At 72.5% G+C, this 26,789-nt stretch carries 21 protein-coding genes; 5 read left to right on the forward strand and 16 right to left on the reverse strand.

Annotation, left to right across the window (positions count from 1 at the left end; all coding sequences use genetic code 11):
* Nucleotide 1: 1 nt before the first annotated feature.
* From hpnH to ABZX96_RS32220, 14 genes are all read right to left on the reverse strand, one after another.
* A complete protein-coding gene (hpnH, locus tag ABZX96_RS32155) occupies nucleotides 2-1,027 on the reverse strand; it encodes an adenosyl-hopene transferase HpnH (protein ID WP_355551206.1) in 1,026 nt (341 codons plus the stop codon).
* Nucleotides 1,028-1,032: 5 nt separating this feature from the next.
* The gene (locus tag ABZX96_RS32160) at nucleotides 1,033-1,704 is read right to left on the reverse strand and encodes a 1-hydroxy-2-methyl-2-butenyl 4-diphosphate reductase (RefSeq protein ID WP_355551208.1); all 672 of its coding nucleotides are present in this window, start codon (nucleotides 1,702-1,704) and stop codon (nucleotides 1,033-1,035) included.
* Complete coding sequence (gene shc, locus ABZX96_RS32165) at nucleotides 1,704-3,722, reverse strand: squalene--hopene cyclase (RefSeq protein WP_355551210.1); 2,019 nt, start codon at nucleotides 3,720-3,722, stop codon at nucleotides 1,704-1,706. The genes ABZX96_RS32160 and shc overlap by 1 nt, the downstream gene beginning before the upstream one ends.
* A 105-nt stretch (nucleotides 3,723-3,827) precedes the next feature.
* On the reverse strand, nucleotides 3,828-4,949 hold the full coding sequence (locus tag ABZX96_RS32170; protein ID WP_355551212.1) for a polyprenyl synthetase family protein: 1,122 nt from the start codon (nucleotides 4,947-4,949) through the stop codon (nucleotides 3,828-3,830).
* Complete coding sequence (gene hpnE, locus ABZX96_RS32175; protein ID WP_355551214.1) at nucleotides 4,946-6,391, reverse strand: hydroxysqualene dehydroxylase HpnE; 1,446 nt, start codon at nucleotides 6,389-6,391, stop codon at nucleotides 4,946-4,948. Before hpnE ends, ABZX96_RS32170 begins: the two co-directional genes overlap by 4 nt.
* A gap of 94 nt (nucleotides 6,392-6,485) precedes the next feature.
* A complete protein-coding gene (gene hpnD / locus ABZX96_RS32180; RefSeq protein ID WP_355551216.1) occupies nucleotides 6,486-7,451 on the reverse strand; it encodes a presqualene diphosphate synthase HpnD in 966 nt (321 codons plus the stop codon).
* Nucleotides 7,448-8,314 carry a squalene synthase HpnC gene (gene hpnC, locus ABZX96_RS32185; protein WP_355551244.1) on the reverse strand — a complete coding sequence of 289 codons (867 nt, stop codon included), beginning with the start codon at nucleotides 8,312-8,314 and terminating at the stop codon, nucleotides 7,448-7,450. Before hpnC ends, hpnD begins: the two co-directional genes overlap by 4 nt.
* Before the next feature lie 535 nt (nucleotides 8,315-8,849).
* Complete coding sequence (locus ABZX96_RS32190) at nucleotides 8,850-9,659, reverse strand: ABC transporter ATP-binding protein (RefSeq protein ID WP_355551218.1); 810 nt, start codon at nucleotides 9,657-9,659, stop codon at nucleotides 8,850-8,852.
* Nucleotides 9,652-10,581 carry an ABC transporter permease gene (locus tag ABZX96_RS32195; protein ID WP_355551220.1) on the reverse strand — a complete coding sequence of 310 codons (930 nt, stop codon included), beginning with the start codon at nucleotides 10,579-10,581 and terminating at the stop codon, nucleotides 9,652-9,654. Before ABZX96_RS32195 ends, ABZX96_RS32190 begins: the two co-directional genes overlap by 8 nt.
* A gap of 78 nt (nucleotides 10,582-10,659) precedes the next feature.
* Nucleotides 10,660-11,556: a glycosyltransferase gene (locus tag ABZX96_RS32200; RefSeq protein ID WP_355551221.1), complete on the reverse strand. Its 897-nt coding sequence runs from the start codon at nucleotides 11,554-11,556 to the stop codon at nucleotides 10,660-10,662.
* Nucleotides 11,557-11,567: 11 nt separating this feature from the next.
* Nucleotides 11,568-12,347: a CDP-alcohol phosphatidyltransferase family protein gene (locus tag ABZX96_RS32205; protein WP_355551223.1), complete on the reverse strand. Its 780-nt coding sequence runs from the start codon at nucleotides 12,345-12,347 to the stop codon at nucleotides 11,568-11,570.
* A complete protein-coding gene (locus tag ABZX96_RS32210) occupies nucleotides 12,325-13,386 on the reverse strand; it encodes an iron-containing alcohol dehydrogenase family protein (RefSeq protein ID WP_355551225.1) in 1,062 nt (353 codons plus the stop codon). The genes ABZX96_RS32205 and ABZX96_RS32210 overlap by 23 nt, the downstream gene beginning before the upstream one ends.
* On the reverse strand, nucleotides 13,374-14,126 hold the full coding sequence (locus ABZX96_RS32215) for a phosphocholine cytidylyltransferase family protein (protein WP_355551227.1): 753 nt from the start codon (nucleotides 14,124-14,126) through the stop codon (nucleotides 13,374-13,376). The genes ABZX96_RS32210 and ABZX96_RS32215 overlap by 13 nt, the downstream gene beginning before the upstream one ends.
* Nucleotides 14,123-15,919: a DUF5941 domain-containing protein gene (locus ABZX96_RS32220; RefSeq protein ID WP_355551246.1), complete on the reverse strand. Its 1,797-nt coding sequence runs from the start codon at nucleotides 15,917-15,919 to the stop codon at nucleotides 14,123-14,125. The genes ABZX96_RS32215 and ABZX96_RS32220 overlap by 4 nt, the downstream gene beginning before the upstream one ends.
* Before the next feature lie 647 nt (nucleotides 15,920-16,566).
* Between ABZX96_RS32220 and ABZX96_RS32225 the strand changes: the two genes are divergently transcribed.
* Together ABZX96_RS32225 and idi are read left to right on the forward strand one after the other, a co-directional pair.
* Complete coding sequence (locus ABZX96_RS32225; RefSeq protein WP_355551229.1) at nucleotides 16,567-17,514, forward strand: cation diffusion facilitator family transporter; 948 nt, start codon at nucleotides 16,567-16,569, stop codon at nucleotides 17,512-17,514.
* A 215-nt stretch (nucleotides 17,515-17,729) separates the two neighbouring features.
* Nucleotides 17,730-18,341, forward strand: coding sequence for an isopentenyl-diphosphate Delta-isomerase (gene idi / locus ABZX96_RS32230; RefSeq protein ID WP_355551231.1), 612 nt, complete (start codon nucleotides 17,730-17,732; stop codon nucleotides 18,339-18,341).
* A gap of 140 nt (nucleotides 18,342-18,481) precedes the next feature.
* Here the strand turns inward: idi and ABZX96_RS32235 are convergent, their stop codons facing one another.
* The gene (locus ABZX96_RS32235) at nucleotides 18,482-18,925 is read right to left on the reverse strand and encodes an ATP-binding protein (protein WP_355551248.1); all 444 of its coding nucleotides are present in this window, start codon (nucleotides 18,923-18,925) and stop codon (nucleotides 18,482-18,484) included.
* 339 nt (nucleotides 18,926-19,264) lie between these two features.
* Complete coding sequence (locus tag ABZX96_RS32240) at nucleotides 19,265-20,902, reverse strand: ABC-F family ATP-binding cassette domain-containing protein (RefSeq protein WP_355551232.1); 1,638 nt, start codon at nucleotides 20,900-20,902, stop codon at nucleotides 19,265-19,267.
* 362 nt (nucleotides 20,903-21,264) lie between these two features.
* On the opposite strand from ABZX96_RS32240, the gene ABZX96_RS32245 reads away from it, so the two are divergent.
* The 3 genes from ABZX96_RS32245 to ABZX96_RS32255 all read left to right on the forward strand — a co-directional run bounded on the left by ABZX96_RS32245 (nucleotide 21,265) and on the right by ABZX96_RS32255 (nucleotide 26,388).
* Entirely contained in the window at nucleotides 21,265-22,038 is a 774-nt protein-coding gene (locus ABZX96_RS32245) for an enoyl-CoA hydratase/isomerase family protein (RefSeq protein WP_355551234.1), read from the forward strand.
* A gap of 1,167 nt (nucleotides 22,039-23,205) precedes the next feature.
* A complete protein-coding gene (locus ABZX96_RS32250; RefSeq protein WP_355551236.1) occupies nucleotides 23,206-24,159 on the forward strand; it encodes a hypothetical protein in 954 nt (317 codons plus the stop codon).
* Between the two features lie 216 nt (nucleotides 24,160-24,375).
* Nucleotides 24,376-26,388, forward strand: a complete 2,013-nt coding sequence (locus tag ABZX96_RS32255; protein ID WP_355551238.1) for an FG-GAP-like repeat-containing protein — start codon at nucleotides 24,376-24,378, stop codon at nucleotides 26,386-26,388.
* Nucleotides 26,389-26,789: the final 401 nt, after the last annotated feature.

Here is a 26,789-nt window from a genome sequence, read left to right on the forward strand (position 1 = left end):
GTCACCCGCGGTTTCCGGCGACGGTCTCGCGGGCGGCGCGCAGCGACTCCTTGAGGGAGCCCATCGTGGCGAGGACGGCGGTGGGCTCGTAGCCGCAGTGCGCCATGCAGTTGGCGCAGCGCGGGTCCTTGCCGCGGCCGTACTTCTCCCAGTCGGTCTCCTCGATCAGCTCCCGGTAGGTCGGGACGTAGCCGTCGCTCATCAGGTAGCAGGGGCGCTGCCAGCCGAAGAGCGAGTAGTTGGGGATCGCCCAGGCCGTGCAGGGGAAGTCCGCCTTGCCCTCCAGGAAGTCCAGGAACAGCGGGCTGTGGTTGAGCCGCCAGCGTCGGCGGTTGCCGCCGGCGAACGCCTTGCGGAACAGCTCCCTGGTCTGCTCGACGCCCAGGAAGTGCTCCTGGTCGGGGGCCTTCTCGTAGGCGTAGGCGGGCGAGAGCATCATCTCGTCGACCTTGAGGTCGTCGTTGAGGAAATTCAGGACCTCGATGATGGTCTGCGGGGTGTCGGTGTTGAAGAAGGTGGAGTTGGTGGTGACCCGGAAGCCGCGCCGCTTGGCCTCCTTGATGGCCTCCACCGCCTCGTCGAAGACGCCTTCCTTGGCGACCGACTCGTCGTGGCGCTCGCGCATCCCGTCGATGTGCACCGCGAAGGCGAAATACGGCGAGGGCTTGAACTTGTCCATCTTCTTGCGGAGCAGCATGGCGTTGGTGCACAGGAAGACGTACTTCCGCTTCGCCACGAGCTGCCGCACGATCTCGTCGATCTGTGGGTGCATCAGGGGTTCGCCGCCTGCGATGGAGACCATCGGCGCGCCGGATTCCAGCACCGCGCCGACCGCCTGCGCCACCGGCATCCGCTGCTTGAGCACGCCGGCCGGATGCTGGATCTTGCCGCATCCTTCGCATTTGAGATTGCAGGCGAAAAGCGGCTCCAGTTCGACGATGAGCGGGAACTTCTCGCGCTTGCGGAGCATTTTCTGTTCAAAGAGATACGTACCGACCCGGATGGTCTGACGGAGCGGCATGGCCATCTGGCTCACCTCCTGGGGAGCGACAAAGAACGGTGCCATTCGAAAAAGACAGGTAGGACGGAGCGCAACACCCGAAAAGCCGATATTCCACCGCGCACCGTCCCGAGACGGAGGAGCTCGTGCCGGGGAGCGTCCACGATCACCCGTACGGCCGCGACCGGGCGGTCGCCGTCCCGCGTGGCCGCGCGCAGCGTCGCGGCGGACTCCATGTCCACCGCCACCGCGCCGGTCCGGCGCAGCGCGGCCCGCTCGGCGCCGCGCACGACGTGGTCGCTGCCGCGCAGCAGCCCGGTGTGCACGGTCAGGCCGCGCCGGCGCAGCGCGTCCAGCAGCGGCGCGTTGTCCCGGCAGGCCACCTCCGGCGCGTCCGGCCGGTGGTCGCGGGTGGCCTCGGCGACCACGACGTCCCCGGGGCGCATCCCGGGGACGAGGCCCGCGCAGAAGCCGGTGGCGAGGACCGCGGCGTGCTCGGCCGGGGCGCCGGCCGCCAGCGCCGCGGTGACGGCGCGGTCGGCGGCGTACGGGCCCATGCCGGTGCGCAGCAGCAGCGCGCCGAAGCGGCCGGGTCCGCGCAGCGCGAACCGCTCGACGCCCAGCGCGCAGGCGACCAGCAGCGGCGGCCCGCCGTCCGGCGCGGGCGCGCGGACGGCCGGGACGTCGTCGTGCGGGCGGGCCATCAGGCCCTCGCGGGGGCGTCCGGTGGGCCTCCGTTGACGAAGCGGCCCAGGGCCGTCAGCGGGAAGACCTGGCGGTACAGGTGGTAGTTGATGGAGAAGTCCCACGGGAAGCCGGTCCCGGTGAAGTACGGCTCGTCCCACGACCCGTCCGGGAGCTGGTTCTCCACCAGCCAGCGCACCCCGCGCCGGACCGCCTCGCCGTTCCGCTCACCCGCGGCGAGCAGCCCCATCAGGGCCCACGCGGTCTGCGAGGGGGTGGAGGCGCCGCGGGCGTGCCACCGGCGGTCCTTGTAGGAGCGCTGGTCCTCGCCCCAGCCGCCGTCCTCGTTCTGGACGCGCTCCAGCCAGCCGACCGCCCGGCGCACGGCGGCGTGCGAGCCGGGGATGCCGGCCGCGGCCAGCGCGGGCAGCACGGAACCGGTGCCGTAGACGTAATTCGTGCCCCAGCGCCCGAACCACGAACCGTCCGCCTCCTGCTCGGCCAGCAGCCACGCGATGCCGCGGCGGGTCCGCGGGTGGTGCGCGAGGCCGAGGTCGGCGAGCATCTCCACGACGTGCGCGGTGACGTCGGCCGACGGCGGGTCGATGACCTCGCCGAAGTCGCAGAAGGGCAGCCGGTTGGGGAACGGGCTGGTGTTGTCGGCGTCGAAGGCGCCCCAGGCGCCGTTCTTGGACTGCATTCCGGCGGTCCAGCGGGCCGCGCGCCGCACGACGGCGTCGACGCGGTCCGGGTCGGGGTGTTCGACGCGGCGCAGCGCGAGAACGACCTCGGCGGTGTCGTCGATGTCCGGGTAGTTGTCGTTCTCGAACTCGAACGCCCACCCGCCGGGGGCGAGCCCGGGCCTGCGGACGGCCCAGTCGCCGGGCTTGGTGACCTCCTCGGCCAGCATCCAGTCGGCCGCCTTGACCAGCTTCGGGTGGTCGGTGGGCAGCCCGGCGTCGGCGAGGGCGATGGTGGCCAGGCAGGTGTCCCAGACCGGGGACTGGCACGCCTCGACCATGCGGACGGGGGCGCCCCCCGGGCTCTCCTCGCGCCATACGGCGAAGCGGTCCAGCGACTCCAGACCGGCGCGCAGCACGGGGTGCTTGAGGTCGTACCCGAGCAGGTGCAGGGCGATGATCGAGTAGACGGCCGGGGGCTGGATGCCGCCGAAGCAGCCGTCGTTCTCCTGGCGCTGGACGATCCAGCGCTCGGCGGCGCGGATCGCCGCGCGGCGCAGGCCGGGCACCGCGACCTTGCGGTAGTGGTGCAGCACCTTGTCCAGGCGCTGGAAGACGCCGTCCCAGGTGGTGGCGGGGGCGAGGGGGCGCGGCGGGTTCGGGTGCGCCGGGTCGGCGTGCAGCTCGTCCACGGCGAACGGCGCGGGGCGGACCGGGCGCTTGGCGCCGACGATGGTCAGCGGCACTATGGTCTGCCGCGCCCAGCTCGCGAAGGAGTAGACGCCGAGCGGGAACCACTTCGGGAAGAAGATCAGCTCCGGCGGCATCTCGGGCAGGTCCTCCCACTTCCACCAGCCGAACAGGGCCAGCCAGATGCGGGTGAAGACCCGGGCGGCGGCGATGCCGCCCTGCTCGCGGACCCACGCGGAGGCCGCGGCCATGTGGGGGGCGTCCGGCGCGTCACCGGCGAGCCGGAGGGCGATGTACGCCTCGACGGTGGCGGAGAGCTCGCCGGGGCCGCCGTAGAAGGTCGCCCAGGTGCCGTCCGCGCGCTGCTCGCCGCGGATGTGGCGGGCGGCGGCCTCGGTGGTGCGCGGGTCCTGGATGCCCAGGAACTGGCGCAGCAGGAGGTCCTCGGCGTCCATGGTGACGTTGGTCTCCAGGTCGCCCTTCCACCATCCGGCGTCGTCCTGGAGGGAGAGCAGGAAATCGGTGGCGCGCTCGGTGGCGCGGCGCGCGGCGGCGTCCGTGTCCTGCGGCACGGACGGGCTCGATGCGGTTGTCTCAGCGGTGGCATCGCTGGCCGAAGGGGCACGGGGCGGCAGCGCCTCGGTGCTTCCGTCGGTCGTCGCTGTCATGGCTTCCCCTTCTGCAGTGAACTGTGAAGCGTGCACGGGGTCTCCGTCGGCCGGTACCCGGGAGGCACCGGCCGGCGACTGCGAGCTAGGTCGACTCGATACGGATCATCTCTCTCTGACGACGACGAAGTCCGCGAGCGCGACGAATTGCGCGCGGACCGGTTCGGGCATGTCCACCTCGTCGAGGGCGGCGACGGCGGTGGCGTGCTGGCGGCGGGCCTCCTGGGAGGTCCACTCCCGGCCGCCCGCCTCCTCGATGAGGGCCGCGCGGAAGGCGAAGTCCTCCTCGGTGAAGTCGGCGAACTCGTCCTGGCTCTTCTTCGCGTCGTCGGCCAGGATGCGGGCGAGCCGTTCGGACGCCGGGCCGGAGGCGGCCAGCGCGGCGACGACCGGCAGCGACTTCTTGCGCTGGCGCAGGTCGCTCCAGGTCTGCTTGCCGGTGGACTGCGGGTCGCCCCAGATGCCGAGCACGTCGTCCACCGCCTGGAAGGCGAGGCCGAGGTGGTGGCCGTACCGCTCCAGGACGTCGGCGGTGCGGTCGTCCGCGCCGCCGAGCACGGCGCCGATGGAGGCCGCGCAGGCCAGCAGGGCGCCGGTCTTGTTGCCCTCCATCTCCAGGCACTCCTGGACGGTGACCCGCTCGCGGTGCTCGTAGGAGATGTCCTGCGCCTGGCCGTCGATCAGCTTGCGGGTGGCGACGGTGAGCCGGCGGGTGGCCCGGCCGGCTTCCGCGGTGCCCAGCTCCAGCAGTATTTCGCCGGCGAGTGCGAAGAGCGCGTCCCCGACGAGGATGGCCTGCGCGGGGCCGTGCACCTTCCAGACGGTGTCGCGGTGCCGGCGCTGCTCGTCCCCGTCCATCAGGTCGTCGTGCAGCAGCGAGAAGTTGTGCACCAGCTCGACGGCGACCGCGCCGGGGACGCCCGCCTCCGGGGGCTGCCCGGCGGCCTGCGCGGACAGGAGCGCCAGCGCCGGGCGGACGGCCTTGCCGCCGTCGCCCGCGGCGGGGCGGCCCTGGGCGTCGATCCAGCCGAAGTGGTAGGCGGCGACGGTGTCCATGGGGGGCGCCAGCCGGTCGACGGCGGCACGCAGCACGGGAGTGGCGAGCGAGCGCCCGCGCTCCAGCAGCGCGGTGACGCTCTCGGTGTCGATAGCTGGGGAAGCCGGGTGCACGGTTTCTCCTCTGTTTCCGATGCTCGTGCTCGTGCGAGTGCGCGTACTCGTGGTCATGCCGTCTCCTTGGGCAAGTGGCCCGCGGGGTGGCCGAGTTCGACGAGTGCCTCGCGCGCGGCTGCCAGGCCGCTGCGCACAGCGCTCTCCATGGTCGCGGGCCACCCGGTGGCGGTCCACGCGCCGGCCAGGTAGAGGCCGGGGTTCTGGGTGCGGGCGGCGGGGCGCAGGGCGCCGACGCCCGGGGTGGGCGCGAACGTGGCGGTGCGTTCGCGGGTGACGAAGAAGTCGCGAACGCCGGCGCCGCGGGCGGCCGGCAGCAGCCGCTCCAGCTCGGGCAGGTAACGCGCGCGCAGCTCGGCCACCGGCAGGTCGATCTCCTCCTGTGCCGCGGACTGCGACACCGCCAGGTACTGGCCGGGGCCGGTCAGGCCGGAGGCGTCGGTGCGGTCGAAGACGAACTGCACGGGCGAGCCGACCGCGGCGAAGAACGGCCGGCGCAGCACCTTGCGGTCGTAGACGACATGGACGTTGAGGATGGGCGCGGTGCCGATGTCCAGCAGCCGTCCGGGGTCGGCGAGGGAACCGTCCGGCAGCAGCGCGTGCGTCTCGCGCTGCGGGACGGCCAGCACCACGGCGTCCGCGTCCAGTTGCTCCCGCCCGTCCGGCCCGCTCTCCACCGCGACCCGCCAACCGCCTTCGTCCGTACGGGAGACGGCGGCGGCGCGGGCGCGCAGCGCGACGCGGACGCCGGCCCGTTCCAGGGCGGCACGGGCGCGGGTGTCGTGCACCTCGCCGAGCGGCACGTGGGCCCAGCCGATGTCGGCGGCGCCCGGGTCGGAGAGCAGCCCGGTCTTGAAGACCTTGGCCGCCAGCCCGAGCGAGGCGTCACCGGCGCGGGCGTTCAGCGTGGCGACGCCGACCAGGTCCCACAGCGCCTCGACGGCGCGGTCGGACTGGCCGTGCCGGCGCAGCCAGCCGGCGAAGTCCGCGCGGTCCAGCGCCGGGTCGTCCGGGTCCAGGCCCTTGAGCGCGAGCGCGGCGCGCCCCACGGCCGCGCGCTCGGCGAGGGACAGGTGCGGGTACAGCGCCAGGCTCTTGGCCAGGTGCAGCGGCACGGGCAGCGCGGTGCGCCGCAGCCGCCCCAGCCGCATCCGGTCGGCGTCCAGGACGGGCACGTCCATGCGGTCCTGGAGCGGCACCAGGTGGCGGGCGCCCAGCCGGTCCAGGAACCAGTCGTAGGCGGTGCAGCAGCGCAGGTAGACGTGCTGTCCGTTGTCGACGGTCAGCTCGCCCACCGGGCTGCGCCTGCGGAAGGAGAAGACCAGGCCGCCCAGCCGGGGCCGGGCCTCGACGAGGGTGACCCGGGCGCCGGCGTCGGCCAGCGCCAGCGCGGCGGTCACTCCGGCCAGACCGCCCCCAATGACCACCGCAGCCGCCCCCGGGGGACGGCCTGCTTCCTGTGCACCGTGCCGGTCGGGCCGCACTCTCTCGGTTGTCATGCGCCCTCCCTGATGACTGCCGTCAGGGACGCACGCCGCCCGTGGAAGGTTGCCCGCCGCTTTGAGTGGGGGTCGTCGGTTCCGTTCCTCCGCATCAGCCGCGCCTCCTGGCGGCGGGGCGTGGCCCGCGGCGGCGGCCGGCCGCCCGCGCGTCCAGTCCGGACAGGCCGCGGACGGCGACGAACGCCTTCTCCCGGCCGGGCAGCGAGACCCGGCCGCGCAGCACGGCCTCGGGGTCGGCGGCGATGCGGCCGAGCAGGCGGTGGTAGATGCCGGCCATCGCCGCGACGCAGGCGCCGCTGCGGCGGTCGAGCATGGGCAGCAGCTTGAAACCCTCGGCGAACAGGGCGCGGGCGCGGCGCACTTCGAAGTGCACCAGGCCGGTGAAGTCCGCGCCGGGCGGCGGCACCGGGCCGTGGAAACCGGCCGAGCAGCCGAACTTGGCCAGGTCGTCGGAGGGCAGGTAGGTGCGGCCGTTGGCCGCGTCCTCGCGAACGTCCCGCAGGATGTTGGTCAGTTGCAGGGCGAGCCCGAGGGTGTCGGCGTACTCGGCGGCGCGCTCGGTGTCCGGCGCGCCGGGCACCGTGCCGAAGATGCCGAGCGAGAGGCGGCCGATGGCCCCGGCCACGCAGCGGCAGTAGGTCTCCAGGTCGTCCCAGGTCTCGTAGGTGCGGCCTCTGACGTCCATCAGGACGCCGTCGATGAGCTCGTCGAGGCCGCCGAGCGGGAGGGGGAAGCGGCGCGCGGTGTCGGCGAGCGCGACCGCCACCGGGTCGGTGTCGTCCTCGGCGATCTCGCCGTCGCGGATGCGGCCGAGCAGGGCGCGGGTGTCCTCCAGGCGCTGCTCCTTGGCGGCCGGGTCCAACGGTCCGTCGCCGATGTCGTCGACCCGCCGCGAGAAGGCGTAGAGCGCCGACATGGCCTGCCGTTTCCCGGTCGGCAACAGCCGGATGCCGTAGGCGAAGTTGCGGGCCTGCTGCCCGGTCACGGCCTCGCAGTATCGGTACGCAGCGAGTACCGGCGCGGACGCGTGTGCGATTGCCTCCACGGTCCGACTCACCCCTCTCTTCGCAGTGTCGCCCTTACCTCGCGCAGCAGGCTGAGCTTGGTCGGTTTGGGCGGGCCAGGGAGTACGTCGTGATCAGCGGCAGCGACCGCCTGAAGTGCGGCGCGTCCACCGGCCACGAAGCCGGCGAGCAGCAGTTTGAGCCTGCCGTGGACGCTACCCACCAGGGGGGTGCCCTCATTCAGCAGCGCGCGGGCGCGTTCCGCCTCGTGCGCGATCAGCGCGCGCACCGATGCGCCCCCGCTGGGTGCGGCCAGGTCGGACTCGCTGACACCGAAGTGTTTCAGGTCTTCGCCGGGAAGGTAGACACGGTCCCGGCCAAGGTCCTCGGCCACGTCCTGGATGTGCTCGACGATCTGGAGCCCGGTGCAGACGGCGTCGGAGTGCCGGATGCGCTCGGGGCTCGCGGTGCCGGTGATGCCCAGGACGAGCCGGCCGACCGGGTTGGCGGACAGTTCGCAGTAGGCGGCCAGGTCCTCGTAGGTGGCGTACCGCCGTACGTGCTGGTCCTGCCGGTTGGCCGCGATCAGTCCGAGGAAGGGCTCGGGGCTCAGGCCGCAGCGGCGCACGGTCGGGCCGAGCCGGCGCATCAGCGGGTGGCGCGGTCCGGGGGCCCGGTCGCTGAAGACCCGGTGGAGGTCGGCTTCCAGCGCGTCCAGCAGGGCGAGGCGGTCGTCCGCCTGGGCGCGGTCCAGCCCCAGGAGCACCGCGTCGCCGCCGCCGGGCGCGAGGTCGCCGTCGCCGATGTCGTCCACCAGCCGGGCGAAGCCGTAGACCGCCATGAGGTCGGTCCGCCAGGCCCGGGGGACGAAGAACGGCGCCACCGGGAAGTTTTCGTGGGCGGCCTTGTCCAGCACGGTGCGCGACTGGGCGACGCGGTCGACGGCGCTCGAACGCATGACCGGTCGGCCGTCACCCGCCGTGTGGCGGAAAGCGGCACGCGCCGGTCCCGTTTCTCGGCTCACCGGAGGCTGCCCGGCACGTTTCGGAGCCGGAGCGATCCAGTAGCCATTGCCGTCACGTCTCCCGTTCTACACCGCCGAGCCAAAACATCCCATTCCGGACACGCCGCAGGTCGCGTCCCGACCGTCCGGGCCTCTCACCTCGACTGAAGGCGAATTTTGCCCGACTTGTGCCACTTGTGCTGTTCAGTACCCGTACAGCTTACGCCGTACATCTCACCCGCGACCGAGGGGGTGCCGAACCGTGAAGCAACGATCCGGTCAACATCCATCACGACATAACTGTTCCAAGTCGGGATCGAGTTGACCATCTTTTAACGATCACCGCTCACACGCGCACACATGAAGCCCCACGCGGCGCTCTCGCGGGAACGCCCGAGGCCCCCGCGCAGCGCTCACGCGGGGGCCTCGGGACGGGGAGGGAAGCGGGCTACTTGCCCGTTTCCTTCTCGTACGCCTTGATCACTTCGTCGGTCGGGCCGTCCATCAGCAGCTCGCCCTTCTCCAGCCACAGGACGCGGTTGCAGGTGTCCCTGATCGACTTGTTGTTGTGGCTGACGAGGAAGACCGTGCCCGCTTCCTTGCGCAGCTCGCGGATGCGCGCTTCGGACCGCTTCTGGAAGGCCCGGTCACCGGTGGCCAGCGCCTCGTCGATCATGAGCACGTCGTGGTCCTTGGCCGCGGCGATGGAGAACCGCAGCCGGGCCGCCATGCCGGAGGAGTACGTGCGCATCGGCAGCGAGATGAAGTCGCCCTTCTCGTTGATGCCCGAGAAGTCGACGATCTCCTGGTAGCGCTCGCGGATCTGCTCCCGCGACATGCCCATCGCCAGGCCGCCCAGGATCACGTTGCGCTCGCCCGTCAGGTCGTTCATCAGGGCGGCGTTGACGCCCAGCAGCGAGGGCTGGCCGTGCGTGTAGACCTTGCCGCGCTCGGCGGGCAGCAGCCCGGCGACCGCCTTGAGCAGGGTCGACTTCCCCGAGCCGTTCGAACCGATGAGGCCGATCGACTCCCCGCGGTAGGCGGTGAAGGTCACTCCGCGCACCGCGTGCACCTCGCGGACGCCCGCCGACGGCTTGCGGCGGATGATGCGGCTCAGCGCGGCGGTGGCGCCGCCCTTGCCCGCGCCGGCGCCGTACACCCGGTAGACGATGTGCAGGTCGTCGGCGACGACGGTGGGCACCCGCGGCTCCGCCGTCGCCTGCCCGGCGCCGTTCTGCTCGGCGTTGTGCTCAGCCACGTCCGTACCGCTCCTCAGCCTTCCAGAAGTACACGAAGCCGGCCGCGCCGATGACGACCGCCCAGCCGACGGCCAGCGCCCAGATGTGCGGCGGCAGCTGACCGGACGTGAAGCTGTCGATCAGCGCGAAGCGCATCAGGTCGATGTAGACGGCGGCCGGGTTGCCGTCCAGGAGGACCATGACGAACCCGGGGATGTCCTTGCCCGCGGTGATCTTGTCGATGCTGAACATCACACCGGACGCGTACATCCAGGTCCGCATGATGAACGGCATGAGCTGCGCCAGGTCGGGCGTCTTGCTGCCCAGCCGGGCCATGATCATCGCCAGGCCGGTGTTGAACACGAACTGGAGCACCAGCGCCGGGATCGCCAGCAGCCAGGACCAGCCGGGCACCTGCCGGAAGGCCAGCAGGATGACGACCAGCACGCCCATGGAGAACATGAGCTGCTTGAGCTGCATCAGGCAGAAGGAGATGGGCAGCGAGGCCCGGGGGAAGTGCAGCGCCCGGACCAGCCCGAGGTTGCCGGAGATCGCCCGCGTCCCCGCCATCACCGAACTCTGGGTGAAGGTGAAGATGAAGACACCGGTCACCAGGAACGGCACGAAGTCGGGGACCCCGTTGCGGGTGCCGATCAGGAGACCGAAGATCAGGTAGTAGACGAGCGCGTTGAGCAGCGGCGTCACCACCTGCCATACCTGGCCCAGCTTCGCCTGGCTGTACTGGGCCGTCAGCTTGGCGCTGGAAAAAGCCGAGATGAAGTGCCGCCGGTCCCACAGTTGCCGGACGTACTCGGGCAGGCTGGGCCGCGCCCCGCTCACCGACAGCCCGTACTTATGGGCAAGCTGGGCCGGGGTCAGCCCGTCGTCGGCTGATGCCGGGGCACTCATGGCGACCGCACTGTCGTGCGTTGTCTCGCTCACAGTTGACACTTTCGTCCTCAAGGTGCGCTGCCGGGGCCACGCCCCGGATCGCGCCTGATGCTCTCAGATACGAGCTTGTCAGATGACGGGAGGGCGGCCCAGTCGGGTCAGTCGCCAAACCGTACGCCACTTCATGGGGCGCCTGGGGCCGCAGGGGGCGGTCCAGCCCTCCTTGAAACCGCCCAGCCAGGCCCGCAGCGCGGGGCCGGAGGGACGGCGGGCCAGGGTGAGCAGGAGCCAGACGCCGAGGTAGACCGGGACCAGAAGGGCCGGAAGGTTTCGCCTGGCCAGCCAGACGCGGTTGCGGGCCACCATGCGGTGGTAGACCGCGTGCCGGCTGGGCGCGGTGGCGGGGTGCAGCAGCACCATGTCCGCGCGGTAGTCGATCAGCCACCCGGCGTCCAGCGCGCGCCAGGCCAGGTCGGTCTCCTCGTGCGCGTAGAAGAAGTCGTCGGGCAGTCCGCCGACCTCCTGGAAGACCTTGGTGCGCACCGCGTTGGCGCCGCCGAGGAAGGTGGTCACGCGCGAGGACCGCATCGGGTCGGAGGCGCGCAGCCGCGGGACGTGCCGCCGCTGGGTCTGCCCGGTGTCCGGATCGGCGATCCGGAAGCTGACGATGCCGAGCCTCTTGTCGCGGGCGAAGGCCTCGCGGCACAGCTCGGCGGTGTCCGTGCGGTCCAGCAGCCCGTCGTCGTCGAGGAACAGCAGGATGTCCATCTCGGAGCCGCCCGGCCCGAACGCCTCGATGCCGACGTTGCGGCCCGCCGGGATGCCGACGTTCTCGGGCAGCTCGACGGTGCGGACGCCCTCGGGGAGCGGCGGCAGCGGCGAGCCGTTGCCGACCACGACGACCTCGATGGGGTCGCCGTCCTGCTTGGCGACCGAGTCGAGCAGCGCCCGCAGCTCCTGCGGCCGGTTGCCCATGGTCAGCACGACCGCGCCGACCTTGACGGGCTTGTTCTTGGCATCGCGCATCGCGGGCCTCCTCACTTGAGCCTGCTGGAGGCGAGGATGGACACGAGGTGGAGCAGCGTCTGCACGATGGCGATGCCCGCCAGGACGGCGATGCCCAGCCGCGTGAAGAACAGGTCGCCCTTGATCTGGTCGGCGATCGCCACGACCAGGATGACCAGCGACGCCTCCACGCCGCCCACCAGCCGGTGGAACTTCAGCGCGGCGGCGGCCTTGCGGGCCAGCGCCAGGCCGGAAGAGCGCGGGGTGGCCGCCTCGTCCTTGACGGCGGGCAGGCCGCTGCGCGCCCGGGCCACGTCCACCAGGTCGGTCTCGGCCTTGATCAGGATGGCGCCGAGCGCGGCCAGGGTGCCCAGGAAGGCCCACATCCAGTTGGGCCCGCGGTCGGCGAAGGCGTCCGCGCCGCGGACGCCGAAGCCGACCAGCAGGGCGGCCTCGGAGAGGTAGTGGCCGATCCGGTCGAGGTAGACGCCGGTGATCGAGGTCTGCTTGCGCCAGCGGGCGATCTCGCCGTCGACGCAGTCCAGCAGCAGGTAGACCTGGATGAGGACGGCACCCAGGATGGCCCCGGTCAGGCCGGGGACCAGCAGCACCGCGCCCGCCGCGATACCCGCGACGACCATCAGGTACGTGAGCTGGTTGGGGGTGATCCTGGTGTTCACCAGGTACCGGTCGCAGCGCAGCGAGATCTCCCGCATGTACAGGCGTCCGGCCCAGTGCTCACCGCTGCGCCGGTCCTTGACCCCTTCGGGGTGGACGACCGGGCGGAGTTCAGCTACTGACGGCTTGTGCATAGTCGGCGTATGCGTCCCTGATCTGGTCGGTGGAGAGGGCCAGGTGCTCCAGGATCGTGTAACGACCGGGGCGGGTGTTCGGGGCGTACTCGACGGCCTGGACGAATTCCTCGTCGCTGAAGCCGATCTCGCCCGGGGTGACGGGCAGCCCGTGGCGGCGCAGCACGTCGATCATCAGCCCGCACATCTCCCGGTCGCCGCGCAGGTGCGTGGCGAAGGCGGCGCCCAGGCCGCACTGCTCGCCGTGGCTCGCGGAGCGCTTGGGGTAGAGGATGTCGAGCGCGTGGTTGATCTCGTGGCAGGCGCCGGAGGCCGGGCGGCTGTCACCGGCGACGGACATGGAGATGCCGGTGAGGACCAGCCCCTCCGCCAGCACCTGGAGGAAGCCGTCGTCGCCGACGCCGCCGGGGTGGCGCAGCACGGCCTCGCCGGCCTGCCGGGCCATGGCCGCGGCCAGCCCGTCGATCGCCTCGCCGGTGACGCGGTGGGAGAGTTCCCAGTCCGCGACGGCGGAGATGTTGGAGATGGCGTCGCCGATGCCGGAGCGCACGAACCGGACGGGCGCCTCACGGATGATGTCCAGGTCGATCACGACGGCGATGGGGTTGGGCACCCCGTAGGAGCCGCGGCCCGCGTCGTTGTCGAGCGTGGCGACCGGCGAGCACAGGCCGTCGTGCGACAGGTTCGTCGCGACGGCGACCAGCGGCAGCCCGACGCGGGCCGCGGCGTACTTCGCACAGTCGATGATCTTGCCGCCGCCGAGGCCCACGACCGCGTCGTAGTGCCCCTTCTTCATGGCGTCGCCGAGCTTGATCGCGTCGTCCAGCGTGCCGCCGTCGACCTCGTACCAGTCGGCGCCGGGCAGCGCCGGGCACAGCCGCTCGCGCAGCCGTGCCCCGGAGCCGCCGCTGATGGCCACGGCCAGCTTCCCCGAGGCGGAGATGCGCTGGTCGGCCAGCAGGCCCGCCAGGTCGTCCAGGGCGCCGGCGCTGATGTCGACGACGACCGGGGACGGAATGAGGCGGGTCAGTACCGGCATGCGATCTCCCGGCCTTTCGCGAGGTCGTCGTGGTTGTCGATCTCGACCCAGCTGACCTCGCCGATGGGGGCCACGTCGATACGGAAGCCGCGGTTGACCAGCTCCTGGTAGCCGTCCTCGTAGTAGAGGTCGGGGTCGCGCTCGAAGGTGGTCTTCAGCGCGTCGGCCAGCTCCTGCGCGGCCTCGCCCTCGATGAGGGTGACGCCGATGTACTCGCCGGTGGCCGTCTCCGGGTCCATCAGCTTGGTGATCTTCTGGACGCCCTTCTCGGGGTCCACGACGACCTTCATCTCCTCGTCGGCGAGCTTCTTGACGGTGTCCAGCGCGAGGATGATCTTCTTGCCGTCACCGCGCGCGGCCAGCAGCGTCTTCTCGACGGAGACCGGGTGCACGGTGTCGCCGTTGGCGAGGATCACGCCGTCCTTGAGGGCGTCCCGGCCGCACCACAGGGAGTAGGCGTTGTTCCACTCCTCGGCCTTGTCGTTGTCGATGAGGGTCAGCTTCAGGCCGTACTTGCGCTCCAGGGCCTCCTTGCGCGCGTACACGGCCTCCTTGCGGTAGCCCACGATGACCGCGACCTCGGTGAGGCCGATCTCGGCGAAGTTGCCGAGGGTGAGGTCGAGGACGGTGACGGCCTCCTCGTCCCCTTCGGGCCCGACCGGCACCAGTGCCTTGGGCAGGGTGTCGGTGTAGGGGCGCAGACGCCGTCCGGCGCCGGCCGCCAGCACGAGGCCGATCATGCGGGTTCTCCTTCATCGTGTACGGCGGGTGCTTGCGAGGACACCCAGAAACGGATGCTCTCGATGAGCACCAGCAACGCCAGGGCCACTGCGAGGGCCGTCAGCGCGATTGTGAAACCTGTCGAGTGCAGCAGGGCGGCGAGGACGGCGACCACCAGGGTCCGTCCTTCGTGCCCGCCGGTCGCGCGGACCAGCCACCGCGGGGGCGCTCCGCTGCCGCCGCGGATGCGGTACACCGTGTCGTAGTGATGGTAGGCGACCGCGGCGACCAGCCCGAACGCCGCGGGCAGCGCGCCGGGCACGCCGGAGCGCGCGGCCAGTACCAGAATCGTGACGTACTCGCCGACGCGGAAGAGCGGCGGCACCAGCCAGTCCAGCGGTCCCTTCAGCGGCCGGGCCACCGCGGCGCCGGCGAACAGGACGTACACCGCGGCGCCCAGCACCGGCCACCACGTCCCGGCGGGCTGCCAGGCGAGCTGGGCCAGCAGGAAGGCCAGCCCGGCGAACGCCATGACGGGCGCGGTGACGGCCCCGCCCGCGGCCGGGCCCTTGGCGACGATCCGGGCGAGCGGCCCGGAGTCGGCGAGGTCGGCCAGCGCCTGAGCGGCCCGGTCGGTGCGCCGGGCCCGGCGGGTCACCGAGCGCAGCACCCGGCCGGCGGTGGTGTAGCAGGCGGCCAGGGCGCAGCCGATCAGCAGCGCGTAGTAGACGATCCGGGGGGTGGTGACGGCCGTGAGGACTGCGATCATCGCCCAGCGCTCCCCGATGGGCAGCACGATCATGCGCCGTACCCACACCGTCCACCCGACGCTGTCGAGCCGGTCGGAGAGGGCGGCGGTGGGGCTGGTGTTGGCGGTGGCGTCGTGGTTCGCCTCGTTGAAGGAGAAGTCCACGACGTGCCGGCAGGTCTGGAGCACCATGGCGCCCAGCGCGAGCGCCCACACGTCGTCACCGCCGCGCGCCGCCCCCAGGGCGAGCCCCGCGTAGTAGGCGTACTCCTTGGCGCGGTCGAAGGTGGCGTCCAGCCAGGCGCCCATCGTGGAGTACTGGAGGGAGTACCGGGCGAGCTGGCCGTCGGTGCAGTCCAGGACGAAGGACAGCAGGAGCAGCACGCCGGCCGCGACGAACCCGCCGCGGGTGGCGGTCGCCGCGCACCCCGCCGCGATCAGCGCGGTGATCAGCGACGCGGTGGTGACCTGGTTGGGGGTCAGGCCGCGGCGCGCGCACCAGCGGGCCAGGTAGCGGGAGTACGGGCTGATGAAGAAGGTCGTGAAGAAGCCGTCCCGGGACTTGACCGCCGACCGCAGCCGTACGGCCTCCTCGTCCACGGCGGCGACGGCGGCCTCGGCGCGCTCCCGCTCGGCGGGCGTCAGCGGCACGGCGGCCACCAGCGACCCCAGCTCGACGCGGTGCGGGGGCTCGTCCCCGGCGTCCAGGGCCGCGGCCAGCGCGTCCGGCAGCGGCTCGTCGTCGGTGGAGGCGGCGGACGGGCCCGCCGGGACGGCGGTCGCGGCGCGGGCGAGCGCGGCGCGCGCCTGAGGCTGCGCGGTGAGCGCGCCGGGGACCGCCGCCGCGGCGAACCGCGGGTCGGTCAGCGCCAGGCGCAGGGCGTGGAGGTGGCCCACGAACCGGGGGTCGACCAGCGCCACCCGCTCCCCCGCGGGCACCGCGGCCAGGAGATCGGCCGCGGCGTGCGGGCCGTCGGCGGTGCGGACGTCGAAGCCCAGCGCGCGCAGGTTCCCCTCAAGCGGCGACCCGGCGACCGGTGGACCGGTGAGGATGGCGGTCGACAGTCGAACTCACTCCTTGGAAGCTGGCCGGCCGCGTCCGTGAGGCCCGTCCGGTCGCCCGCATTCGGAACGGACTACCCGGGTGACGGGCGCGGCACACCTCGGCCCCGTGGGGTCGGGGGCACGTCGGCAGAGGCTATCGGATGGCCGTAGGCGGCCGTTCACCGTGCATTCATCACACGATCGAGTGACCGACGGCTTCTCTGCCGCGATCATCATGGTGGATCGGGCCGTTCGGGAACAACTGCGCGTATGCGGGGTGGCGCCGGGCCGTCCCGCTGTGGAGCTCGTCACGGAAGCGCGGGGTGTGCGGGGGCGGGCGCGGGGGGGGCGCGGCGGCGGGAGGCCGCCTCAAGGAGCGTCCGGTCGGCGCGTCTCTCGCGGGATCCCTTTCCGGCCACCGCCAGGAGCGTGTTTCCGGTCACCCTCGGAAGGGGCCGCCGCGCTCCGCCGGGTGGGCGTCCGCGGCCCGCACGGAGATCGCCCCCGGTCAGCGCACCATTCCGGGATTTTCGGCATCGTCGCAGGTCAGAGGCAATGACAACGGCTTTCAGTGCCGCGTTGCATATACCCCCCACCCGTAGTTGACTGCGGGCACGCCCGGCCCCTGCCGGGTGATCGGTCACACGGTTTCCAGGAGGCGTACGGGTATGGGGGCAGGGCACAGTCATGGGCATTCCCACGCGGGGCCGCGGCCCGACGCGACGGGCACCGCGGCGGCGGCGCACCGCGTCCGGCTGCGCTGGGCGCTGGCGCTCACCGCGTCGGTGATGGTGGCGCAGATCGTCGGCAGCGCCGTCACCGGTTCGCTCGCGCTGCTCGCGGACGCCGGGCACATGGCCACCGACGTGGTCGGGCTGGTCATGGCCCTGGTGGCGATCCACTTCGCCAACCGGCCACCGTCCCAGCGGCGCACCTTCGGCCTGGCGCGGGCCGAGATCATCGCGGCGGTGGCCAACGCGCTGCTGCTGTTCGGCGTCGGCGGGTACGTGCTCGTGGAGGCGGTGCCCCGGCTGTTCTCGCCGGTCGAGGTGGAGAGCGGCCCGACGCTGCTGTTCGGCGTGATCGGCCTGGTGCTGAACCTGGTCTCCCTCGCGCTGCTGATGCGTGGCCAGAAGGAGAGCCTGAACGTGCGCGGCGCCTTTCTGGAGGTGCTGTCGGACGCGCTGGGGTCGGTGGCGGTGATCGTCGCGGCGCTGGTGATCGCGGTGACGGGGTGGGCGGCGGCCGACCCGGTGGCGTCCCTGGTCATCGGCCTGATGATCATTCCGCGGACGTGGAAGCTGTTCCGGGAGTCGCTGGACGTCCTTCTGGAGGCCGCGCCGAAGGACGTGGACATGGCCGACGTCCGGGCGCACATCCTGGCCCTGCCGGGCGTCGCGGACGTGCACGACCTGCACGCCTGGACGATCACCTCCGGGATGCCGGTGCTCTCCGCGCACGTCGTGGCCGACCAGGACGCGCTGGACGCGATCGGCCAGGAGAAGCTGCTGCACGACCTCCAGGGCTGCCTTTCCGGTCACTTCGACGTCGAGCACTGCACCTTCCAGCTCGAACCGCGCGGGCATGCCGCCCACGAGGCCCAGCTCTGCCACTGAGGCACCGGAGGCGAGCCCTCCGTGGCGGGTATGGCGGGCCCGCGGCGACGGTTCTGACGGCAGGGGTGTGTGGGCGGCCGGGAACGGGGCAACAACGGCGTACCGGCGGCCGGACGGGGGCGGTGGCCGCACGGGCGGGCACCGCGCCGCCGCGGAGATCCGCGCCCCACCCCGTGAGGCAGACTTGGCCTGGAAGACCGACGACAAGGATGGGCATGCCGATCACACCTGCCAACGGACGAACCGCCGGGACCACGGCGGTGAGCGCTTCGGGCGACGCCGCCGATCCGATCTTGCTGGAGCTCGTCGACGAGGAAGGCCGGACGATCGGCACCGAGGAGAAGCTCGCCGCCCACCAGCCCCCCGGCCGGCTGCACCGGGCGTTCTCGGTCTTCCTCTTCGACGGCGAGGGCAGGCTGCTGCTCCAGCGCCGGGCGCTGGGCAAGTACCACTCCCCCGGCGTGTGGTCCAACACCTGCTGCGGCCACCCCTACCCCGGCGAGACACCGTTCGCCGCCGCCGCCCGGCGCACCGCCGAGGAGCTGGGGGTCGCCCCGGCCACGCTCTCCGAGGCCGGCACCGTGCGCTACAACCACCCGGACCCGGCGTCCGGCCTGGTCGAGCAGGAGTACAACCACCTCTTCGTCGGGCTCGTCCGGGCCCAGCCGGCGCCCGACCCGGAGGAGGTCGGGGAGATCGCCTACGTGACGGCGGAGGAACTGGCCGCGCGGCACGCCCAGGGCTCGTTCTCGGCCTGGTTCATGACCGTCCTGGACGCGGCACGTCCGGCGATCCGGGAGCTCACGGGGGCGGCGGCGGGGTGGTGAGAGGCGGCACGCCGATCGGCGTGCGGATCACCGGCCTGCCGCGAGACAGGCGGAGGCGCCGCCCGGTGGCCCGCTGAGGACCGTACGGTTACCGGCTCGCCGGGCCGGTCGCCCCTGTGGCAGGCCGGGAAACCCGCGGATCACCGGCCTGGTGGCGGGCCGGTGAGGGGCAGCTCGGCCCAGATCGCCTTGCCGCCGTTCGCCGTGTCCTCCACGTCGCACCGGCCGCCCGTCTCCTCGCTGATCATCTTGACGAGCCACAGGCCGCGCCCCCCGATGTCGTCCTCGCCCGCCCGCAGCGCCTTGGGGCGGTAGGGGTGCTCGTCCTCGACCGCGATCCGCACCGCGTCCGTCGTGATGGTGACCTCGACGGTGACCTTCGGGGAGAGCAGCGCGGCGTGCTGTACGGCGTTGGTGACCAGCTCGGAGACGATCAGCAGGAGCCCCTCCGCGACCTCCTCGGCGACGGGCACCCGCTGCCGGGTCAGGAGATCGCGTACGGCGTGCCGCGCGCGCGGCACCGTGGACTCCAGTGCCGGGGCGGTGAACCTCCAGACACCTTCGCGGCCGAGCGGGGAGGTCAGCTCATCGGGGGGTTCGGCGGGGGGTCCGGAAGGCGTCCTCACCCTTCGTAGTCTTGGGACCTGGCTGGTCCGTACCGGCCTACTGAACAGAAGTAGGCATCATTCGACGGCTTCTGACCACATCCGTAATGCGTGATCAGTCCCAAGACTGGTCCTGATTCATTTCTGGCATATTCAAGCGCCGTCCGGGATCGCCCCCGGAGGAGAAAAGAGCTGTTCGGGGCGCCGGGGAGTCCCGGACCGGCGGCGCGGGCCACCGACGGCACGGGTCGCCGACGGCATCGGCTCCCCGCCGCCGGACCGTCGCGGCGGGTCTCGTGCGCCGCGTACGCGCCCCGGTCAGCGCTCCGTGACCCGGCCGTCCGCGACCTCGATCCGGCGCGTGGTGTGCACCGCGTCCAGCATCCGCCGGTCGTGCGTGACCAGCAGCAGCGTCCCGGTGTACGAGGCGAGCGCGGACTCCAGCTGCTCGATCGCGGGCAGGTCCAGGTGGTTCGTCGGCTCGTCCAGGACCAGCAGGTTGACCCCGCGGCCCTGGAGGAGGGCGAGTGCGGCACGGGTCCGCTCCCCCGGGGAGAGGGTGCGCGCCGGACGCAGGACGTGCGCCGCCTTCAGGCCGAACTTGGCGAGCAGGGTGCGGACGTCGGCGGGCGACATGTCCGGCGCGGCGGCGCGGAAGGCGTCCGCCAGCGGCGCGTCACCGAGGAACAGGCCGCGCGCCTGGTCCACCTCGCCCACCACGACCCCGGGGCCCAGCGACGCCTGCCCGGTGTCCAGCGGCAGCCGGCCCAGCAGCGCGGCCAGCAGCGTCGACTTGCCCGAGCCGTTGGCACCGGTGATCGCGACGCGGTCGGCCCAGTCCACCTGGAGGTCCACCGGCCCGAAGCGGAAGTCCCCGCGCCGCACCGAAGCGCCGCGCAGCGTCGCCACCACCGCGCCCGCACGCGGCGCGGCGGCGATCTCCATCCGCAGCTCCCACTCCTTGCGGGGTTCCTCGACGACATCCAGCCGCTCGATGAGCCGCTGGGTCTGCCGGGCCTTGGCGGCCTGCTTCTCCGTGGACTCCACCCGCGCGTTGCGGCCGATCTTGTCGTGGTCGGTCATCTTGCGGCGGGCGTTCTTGACGCCCTTCTCCATCCAGTTGCGCTGCGTGTGCGCGCGGGCCTCCAGGGCGGCCTTGGTGTCGGCGTACTCCTCGTACTGCTCCCGGGCGTGCCGCCGGGCCCGCTCGCGCTCCTCCAGGTAGGAGGCGTAGCCGCCGCCATAGGTGTTGACCTGCCGCTGGGCCAGGTCCAGTTCCACGACGCGGGTGACCGTGCGCGTCAGGAACTCGCGGTCGTGGCTCACCAGGACGGTGCCCGCGCGCAGGCCCGTCACGAAGGACTCCAGCCGGTCCAGGCCGTCCAGGTCCAGGTCGTTGGTCGGCTCGTCCAGCAGGAAGACGTCGTAGCGGGACAGGAGCAGCGAGGCGAGCGAGGCGCGGGCGGCCTGGCCCCCGGAGAGCGTGGTCATCGGCTGGTCGAGGCTGACGCCCAGGCCGAGCTGGCCGGCCGTCTCCTCGGCGCGCTCCTCCAGGTCGGCGGCGCCCAGGGAGAGCCAGCGCTCCAGCGCGATGGCGTACGCGTCGTCGGCGCCCGGCTCGCCGTCCGCCAGCGCCTGGGTCGTGGCGTCCAGGGCACGCTGGGCGGCGGCGACGCCGGTGCGGCGGGCGAGGAAGGCCCGTACCGACTCACCCGGGCGGCGGTCCGGCTCCTGCGGGAGGTGGCCGACGGTGGCGGTGGGCGGGCTGAGGGCCAGCTTGCCGTCCTCGGGAGCGGTCAGACCGGCCAGCAGCCGCAGCAGGGTGGACTTGCCGGCGCCGTTGGCACCGACGAGGCCGACCACGTCCCCCGGGGCGACGACCAGGTCCAGGCCGGTGAACAGGACGCGCTCGCCGTGGCCGGCGGCGAGGTCTTTGGCGACGAGAGTTGCTGACATCAGATCGCCGATCGTATCCGGACGGGCGGGGGTGGTCGCTCGTTTATTCGGGGAAGGGGGCGGGTGCTCGTTTCTTCGGGGAAGGGGGCGGATGCTCGTTTATTCGGGAAGGAGGCGGGTGCTCGTTCGGGGATGACGGTTGTCCGTGGGGGACGCGGGGGGGGCGGGCGCGGATCGGGCGGGTGTGCGGCGGGGCTCGTTCCCGCGACGCCCGGGCGTCCGGTCCGGGTCACCGCGCCACGTCCCGGGCCGGCGACGCGGCATCCGGTCCGGGCCGCGGGTTCCGCTTCGCGGGCTGCGGCGCGTCGTACGTCAGGCGTTCCGTTCACCGCGTGTTTCCCGGCCGTGGCACGATCCTGGCCATGGAACCGGGCCTCATGACACACGTCACCGACGGGACAGCGACCGTCACCATCTCCCACCCCGCCAAGCGCAACGCCATGACCAACGCCATGTGGCAGGCGCTGCCGCCGCTGCTGGAACGCCTGGCGGCCGACCGCTCCATAAGGGCCCTGGTGCTCACCGGTGCTGGCGCCACCTTCTGCGCCGGCGCGGACATCGGGTCGCTGCGCGAGGCTCCGGAGGAGTCGAAGCGGCTGGCGGTCGCGGCCGAGGAGGCGCTGGCCGCCTTCCCCCGGCCGACGGTGGCGGCGATCCGCGGGTACTGCGTGGGCGGCGGCTGCCAGTTGGCGGCGGCCTGCGACCTGCGCTTCGCGCAGGAGGGCACGCTGTTCGGGGTGACCCCGTCGAAGCTGGGCATCGTCTACCCGGCCTCCTCCACACAGCGGCTGGCCCGGCTCGTGGGCCCGGCCACCGCCAAGTACCTGCTGTTCTCGGGCGAACTGATCGACACCGAACGGGCGCTGCGCACCGGCCTGGTGGACGAGGTGCTGCCGGACGGCGAACTCGACAAGCGGGTGGCCGATTTCACCTCCCTCCTGGCGCAGCGGTCCGCGCTGACCCAGACGGCGGCCAAGGAGTTCGTGAACGGCCCCGGGAGCGCGGGCCGGTCCGTCCACTGGGAGGCCCAGGAGCGGGCGAGCGGCGACACGGTGGAGGGGGTGGCGGCGTTCCTGGAGCGCCGGGAGCCACGGTTCGTATGGCCGGAGGCCCGGGAGGGGGCGGAAGGCCGCTGAGGGGGCAGGGGCCGGGCGGGCGGCTCAGGGGGACGTTCCCTGGCCGTCCGTGGGCGGGCGGGCCGGGGTGACTGACGGAGGGTCACCGCTCGGCGCACCGTGCGTGAGGTGATCTTGTTCACCGCCATTACCGTGCGGAGTCGCATGGCGATCAATTTGCCGGTTACCTTCCGAATTCACGTCACGTGAAGTGATCATCGCGTTGCCGACTCCCGCCCACCGGCCACCGCGCGCTCGCGCCCCCGGTGTCCCTTGACATACGGTCTGATCAGTTTTGAGCGGGTCGCCCAGCGAAGCGGCCCCGAATACCGCGGGCGTGGCCTGACCAGCCACACTCTCCCGCCGCCTCGCGACCTCAAGGGGGATCCATGACGGAGAAGTGCTCGCGCCGTGAGGCGCGCGTCCTGCCGCACTCCGCGTGCCACGCGCCACGGCGAAAAGGTGGCGCGCGGCAACGTGGCGCTGTTGCCGCCCGGCAGGCGGGCGGCCGGTAGCGGTCCGCCGACCGCGTGCAGGCGGTGGCCGCCCCACTCGGCACTCGCGAAGTCCGGCCAGGACACCCGTTTTCAGCCAGGACATCCACGTTCGGCCAGGGCCACCGCTCGCGAAGCCGACGTCTCGGCATCGCCGTGGACGGGTTCACCCGCTGCCCGGCCCGTTCCGTCGATACCCCTGCTCATGGCGGCGATGGCTACCCGGTTCGTTCCGGTTGGCCCTGACGCGGCGACGCCCGGCCGGGGTCGGTGGGCGGCTCCCGGGCGGGGTCAGTGAACAGCTTCCAGCCGGGGCCGGTGGGCCGCGAGTGCCTTCGAACCGGTCCGCGGTGTCGCCGTCATCGATACGGCCGTCGTCGGCAGGGGCCGGATTCCCGGCCCCGTGCGACGGGGAATCGACGGCAGCGGCCCTTCAGGTTCCCCTTCCTCCTCCCCTACCACGGACGAGGACCCGCCACATGCCGCGGGAGGCACACCGGCCGTTCCCGACCGTTCCCGACCGTTCCCGACCGTCCCCCAGCGGCGTTCCCAGCCGTCCCGCACCGCGCCCCGGCCGCGTTCCCAGCCGTCTCCGGCCCTCCCCGGACGGTTCTGCCAACACGCCGCGTGTCCGCGCGACCCGAACGCTTCGCCCCTCCCCCTCCGTCCATCCGTCTTCCGTGAGGACCCACGCATGTTTCGCCGCATCTCTTCGCTTTCCTGGGCCCGGTGCCTGGCCGCAGCCGGGGCGCTCACCGTGCTGACCGCGACCGGCGCGGTCGCGGACCCGGTACGGCAGCCGGGCGGCGTCCAGGCCCTCGGCGCCGCCTTCGCGTCCGCGAACGCCGCCCGGCCTGTCTCCTCTGCCGACGCGCCCAAGGCCACCGCTCCTCGGCTGTCGTACGACGGCCCCACGTCCAGGATCGAGGTGGGCGGGGCGGTCTGGTTCAGCGGCGACCACATGCCGGCCGTGGACAAGGTGATCGTCACCTCGCCCGCTCTCGTGAAGCCGATCACGCTCACCCCGGAGAAAACGGGCTCCACGACGTTCGTCCAGGTCAACGAACCGGATGAGAAGCCCCAGCTCCGGAGCGACATCGCGCCCGGCAGCTACCAGGTGTCCGCGCTGGTGCACGGGCGCACCGTCGCCACCACGCGCCTGACCCTGGTCCCGGAGGGATCGGCGGTGATCGGCCGGTTCGTCGTCGGGCCGAAGGACGCGCTGCCGGGAATCGACACGCCGTCCCGCGTCCGCCCCGGCAGCGACGCCACCGTCCTTCTCACCGACAGGTCGCCCGCGCCGGACGAGGACGAACTGACAGTGACCTCCCCCCTCTTCGACGACCCCGTGGTCATCCGGAAGGACCAGGACGATCCCGGCTGCAAATGTGATGACGGGGCCACGCTCTACGGGGGCCACTCCCGGGTGCGGGACGACATCCCGGCGGGCACGTACCCGATGAAGGTCACCGTCCACCACGGCCAGGAGACCCTCACCCGCCAGGTCGTCGTCGCCGGGCAACCCGTCCCGCGGCCCTTCCCCTGGCCGGCCGTCGGCATCGCCGCCGCCGCGACCGTACTGATCGGCGCGGTCGCCGGATGGCTGCTTCGCCACAGGCGGCGCGAGACCGCCGCCGTCTCTTCCTGAGCGGCGGCGCATGCCCTGACGCGCCGCCCGCGACCGGCGCGTCCCGCCCCGCCCCGCCACCCTCCGCGCGACCGGCACCCACGCCTCGCCTCAGCCGGTGCCGGTGCGGCCGGCTGCCCGTTCCCGGCGGCCCGCCGGGCCTTCCCCCGGGCTCCCCCGGACTCCCCCGGTGCCCCCAGCTTCCTCCGGCCGGATGTGGCCGGAGGCCGTTCACCCATGAGCAAAAGGAAATCCTTGCGCGCCTCGTCCCTACGAATACGCCGTCTCGCGGTCTCCGCGGCCTGCACCGCCCTGTTCCTGACGAGCACCGGCTCCCTCGCCCACGCCGTCGGAACGGTGTCCACGGTCCCCGAGCCGACCGTCACCGCACCGAGCGCCGATCCGTCGGCCGGCACGCCGAAGGAGACGCCCTCCGGCCCCGCGTCGTCGTCTCCCACCCCGGAACCGGGTTCCACCACGCGCACGCCGGAGCCCGTCACCACCCCGGGGGACCCGGCTCCCGAGCCGGACGCCGACGGCTGGACGGACGCGGACGCCATCCGGTTCTGGACGCCCGAGCGCATGGCGTCCGCCGACGACCCCGCGCCCGCCCCCGGCCCCGACGCGCCTCCCGCCACCGCGCCCCGGCAGGCCGCGCCGCGCGGCCTGATGGCAGCCGCCGCCATGCCCAAGGCGGAGCACTTCCTCGGCATGAAGTCCGTCGGCGTGATCTTCTCGTACGCGAAGGACCCGACCACCGGCGAGATGCGGGCGCACCGGTGCACCGCCAGCGTCGTGGACAGCCCCGGCCGCGATCTCGTCCTCACCGCGGGGCACTGCAAGGGCGACAACTCGGTCTTCGTGCCCTGGTACCGCACCGAGAAGTCGCTGGCGCATCAGGAGTACGGGTTCTACCGGATCGCGAACGGCGACTGGTTCGCCGACAAGCGCTACCGCAACAACAGCAAAGCGAAGATCTCGGACCTGGACTTCGCGTTCGCCCGGCTCGCACGGTCCGCCGACGGCAAGAACGTTCAGGACGTCGTGGGCGCCAACCGGCTGTCCCGTACCCCGGGGTACATCAACGACGTCACGATGGTCGGCTACCCGGCCCGCAAGCACGACTCGGCCGACCACTCCGTACGCTGCCCGGTCAAGACGTCGGCGCTGCCGGGCTTTTACCAGATCCAGGCCACGTGCGGCGGCATGTTCGGCGGGGTCTCCGGCGGCCCGTGGTTCTCGAAGATCGACGGGAACGGCGGGACCGGGGAGATCATCGGCAACGTCGGCGGTTACAACGGCGGCGGCAACGACAAGAACGTCGACTGGATCACCTACAGCCCCCTGCACGGCGACTGGTTCTTCCAGCTGTACGACGAGGCCAAGAAGGGCGTGCACGGCCAACGCGGCAGCACCTACCGGCAGCCCCCGCTGCCGTACTCGATGGGCGACGGCGATCTGTGGAAGCACGCGAAGCTGATGGCCTCCGGTGACTTCGACGGCACCGGCCGCAGCGACCTGCTCGTGGTGTGGACCGACGGCGAGGTCACGCTCTACAACAGCGACGGCAAAGGCCGCTTCACCTCCGAGCGCCGCCTGCTGGCGGCCAACGGCACCTGGAAGTACGCCCGGACCATCACGGCCGGCGACTTCACCGGCTCCCACCAGTTCGACCTGATGGTCGGCTGGTCCGACGGCGAGGTCACCCTCTACGGAGACGTCGGCGGCAAGGGCCTTGACCGGGCCGGCACCCGCATGGCCGCCCGCCACTCCATCTGGTCCAAGGCCACCCAGATCACCGCCGGCCGCTTCAACGCCGCCCACTACGTCACCGACCTCATGGTCCGCTGGTCCGACGGCGAGCTGACCCTCTACACCAACGTCGGCGCCGGCACCTTCGGCCAGGAGCACAAGCTCAGGAACCCCGACCCCCTGTGGACCCACGCCACCCTCCTCACCAGCGGCGAGTTCTCCGGCGGCGGTAAATGGGACCTGATGGTGCGCTGGTCCGACGGCGAACTCGACACCTACGCCGGCACCACCACCAAGGCCCTGGGCGCCGAATCCCGCGTCCTGAACGCCAACGGCCTGTGGACCCACGACACCGTGATGACCACCGGCAACTACACGGGCAACGGCCGCACCGACGACCTCGTCGTCCGCTGGTCCGACGGTGAGACCACCCTGTACGCCGACACGCGCTCCCGCCGCGTCGGCACCGAGCGCACGCTCGTGGCCCCGGGGAGCTAGCCAGCCCTGTCGTCAAAGTGGCGTCGTTCGCCCGAAGGGCGGGCCGGGCGTCTCCCTCAGCCTCCGGCCGGGGGACCCCCAGTGCGTGCGATCGCAAGGCGGAGGGTCTCCCCGGTACTGGATACAACGCCGCGAGCGTGCGTGCCTGGGGGCACCTTCCAGCCGGAGGCTGGGGGAGCGGCGACCGGCAGGCACCACTTTGACGACAGGGCCCAGCCAGCCCTGTCGTCAAAGTGGTGTCCGCTGACCGGCGCTCCCCCGCCCTCCGGGCGAACCCCACTTCGTCGGCGGGACCTCAAACCGGCGTCGTCTGCTCGGTGCGGCCCTCCGGTCCGCTCCGCGACCGTCGGTGGGCGGGCCGGCCGGGCGCGTTCGGGCGGCCCGCCCCGGGGGCGGGCCGC

Origin of the sequence: Streptomyces sp. NPDC003077 (assembly GCF_040611095.1) — a bacterium.
GTDB lineage: Bacteria > Actinomycetota > Actinomycetes > Streptomycetales > Streptomycetaceae > Streptomyces.

Bases quoted from the DNA above. Each gene is read 5' to 3' on its own strand.
- ABZX96_RS32205 (WP_355551223.1), bottom strand. From the start codon at position 12,347: ATGCACAAGCCGTCAGTAGCTGAACTCCGCCCGGTCGTCCACCCCGAA.
- ABZX96_RS32210 (WP_355551225.1), bottom strand. From the start codon at position 13,386: ATGCCGGTACTGACCCGCCTCATTCCGTCCCCGGTCGTCGTCGACATC.
- ABZX96_RS32225 (WP_355551229.1), top strand. From the start codon at position 16,567: ATGGGGGCAGGGCACAGTCATGGGCATTCCCACGCGGGGCCGCGGCCC.
- hpnH (WP_355551206.1), bottom strand. From the start codon at position 1,027: ATGGCCATGCCGCTCCGTCAGACCATCCGGGTCGGTACGTATCTCTTT.
- ABZX96_RS32250 (WP_355551236.1), top strand. From the start codon at position 23,206: ATGTTTCGCCGCATCTCTTCGCTTTCCTGGGCCCGGTGCCTGGCCGCA.
- ABZX96_RS32215 (WP_355551227.1), bottom strand. From the start codon at position 14,126: ATGATCGGCCTCGTGCTGGCGGCCGGCGCCGGACGGCGTCTGCGCCCC.
- ABZX96_RS32245 (WP_355551234.1), top strand. From the start codon at position 21,265: ATGGAACCGGGCCTCATGACACACGTCACCGACGGGACAGCGACCGTC.
- ABZX96_RS32200 (WP_355551221.1), bottom strand. From the start codon at position 11,556: ATGCGCGATGCCAAGAACAAGCCCGTCAAGGTCGGCGCGGTCGTGCTG.
- idi (WP_355551231.1), top strand. From the start codon at position 17,730: ATGCCGATCACACCTGCCAACGGACGAACCGCCGGGACCACGGCGGTG.
- ABZX96_RS32240 (WP_355551232.1), bottom strand. From the start codon at position 20,902: ATGTCAGCAACTCTCGTCGCCAAAGACCTCGCCGCCGGCCACGGCGAG.
- ABZX96_RS32255 (WP_355551238.1), top strand. From the start codon at position 24,376: ATGAGCAAAAGGAAATCCTTGCGCGCCTCGTCCCTACGAATACGCCGT.
- shc (WP_355551210.1), bottom strand. From the start codon at position 3,722: ATGACAGCGACGACCGACGGAAGCACCGAGGCGCTGCCGCCCCGTGCC.
- hpnE (WP_355551214.1), bottom strand. From the start codon at position 6,391: ATGACAACCGAGAGAGTGCGGCCCGACCGGCACGGTGCACAGGAAGCA.
- ABZX96_RS32160 (WP_355551208.1), bottom strand. From the start codon at position 1,704: ATGGCCCGCCCGCACGACGACGTCCCGGCCGTCCGCGCGCCCGCGCCG.
- ABZX96_RS32170 (WP_355551212.1), bottom strand. From the start codon at position 4,949: ATGACCACGAGTACGCGCACTCGCACGAGCACGAGCATCGGAAACAGA.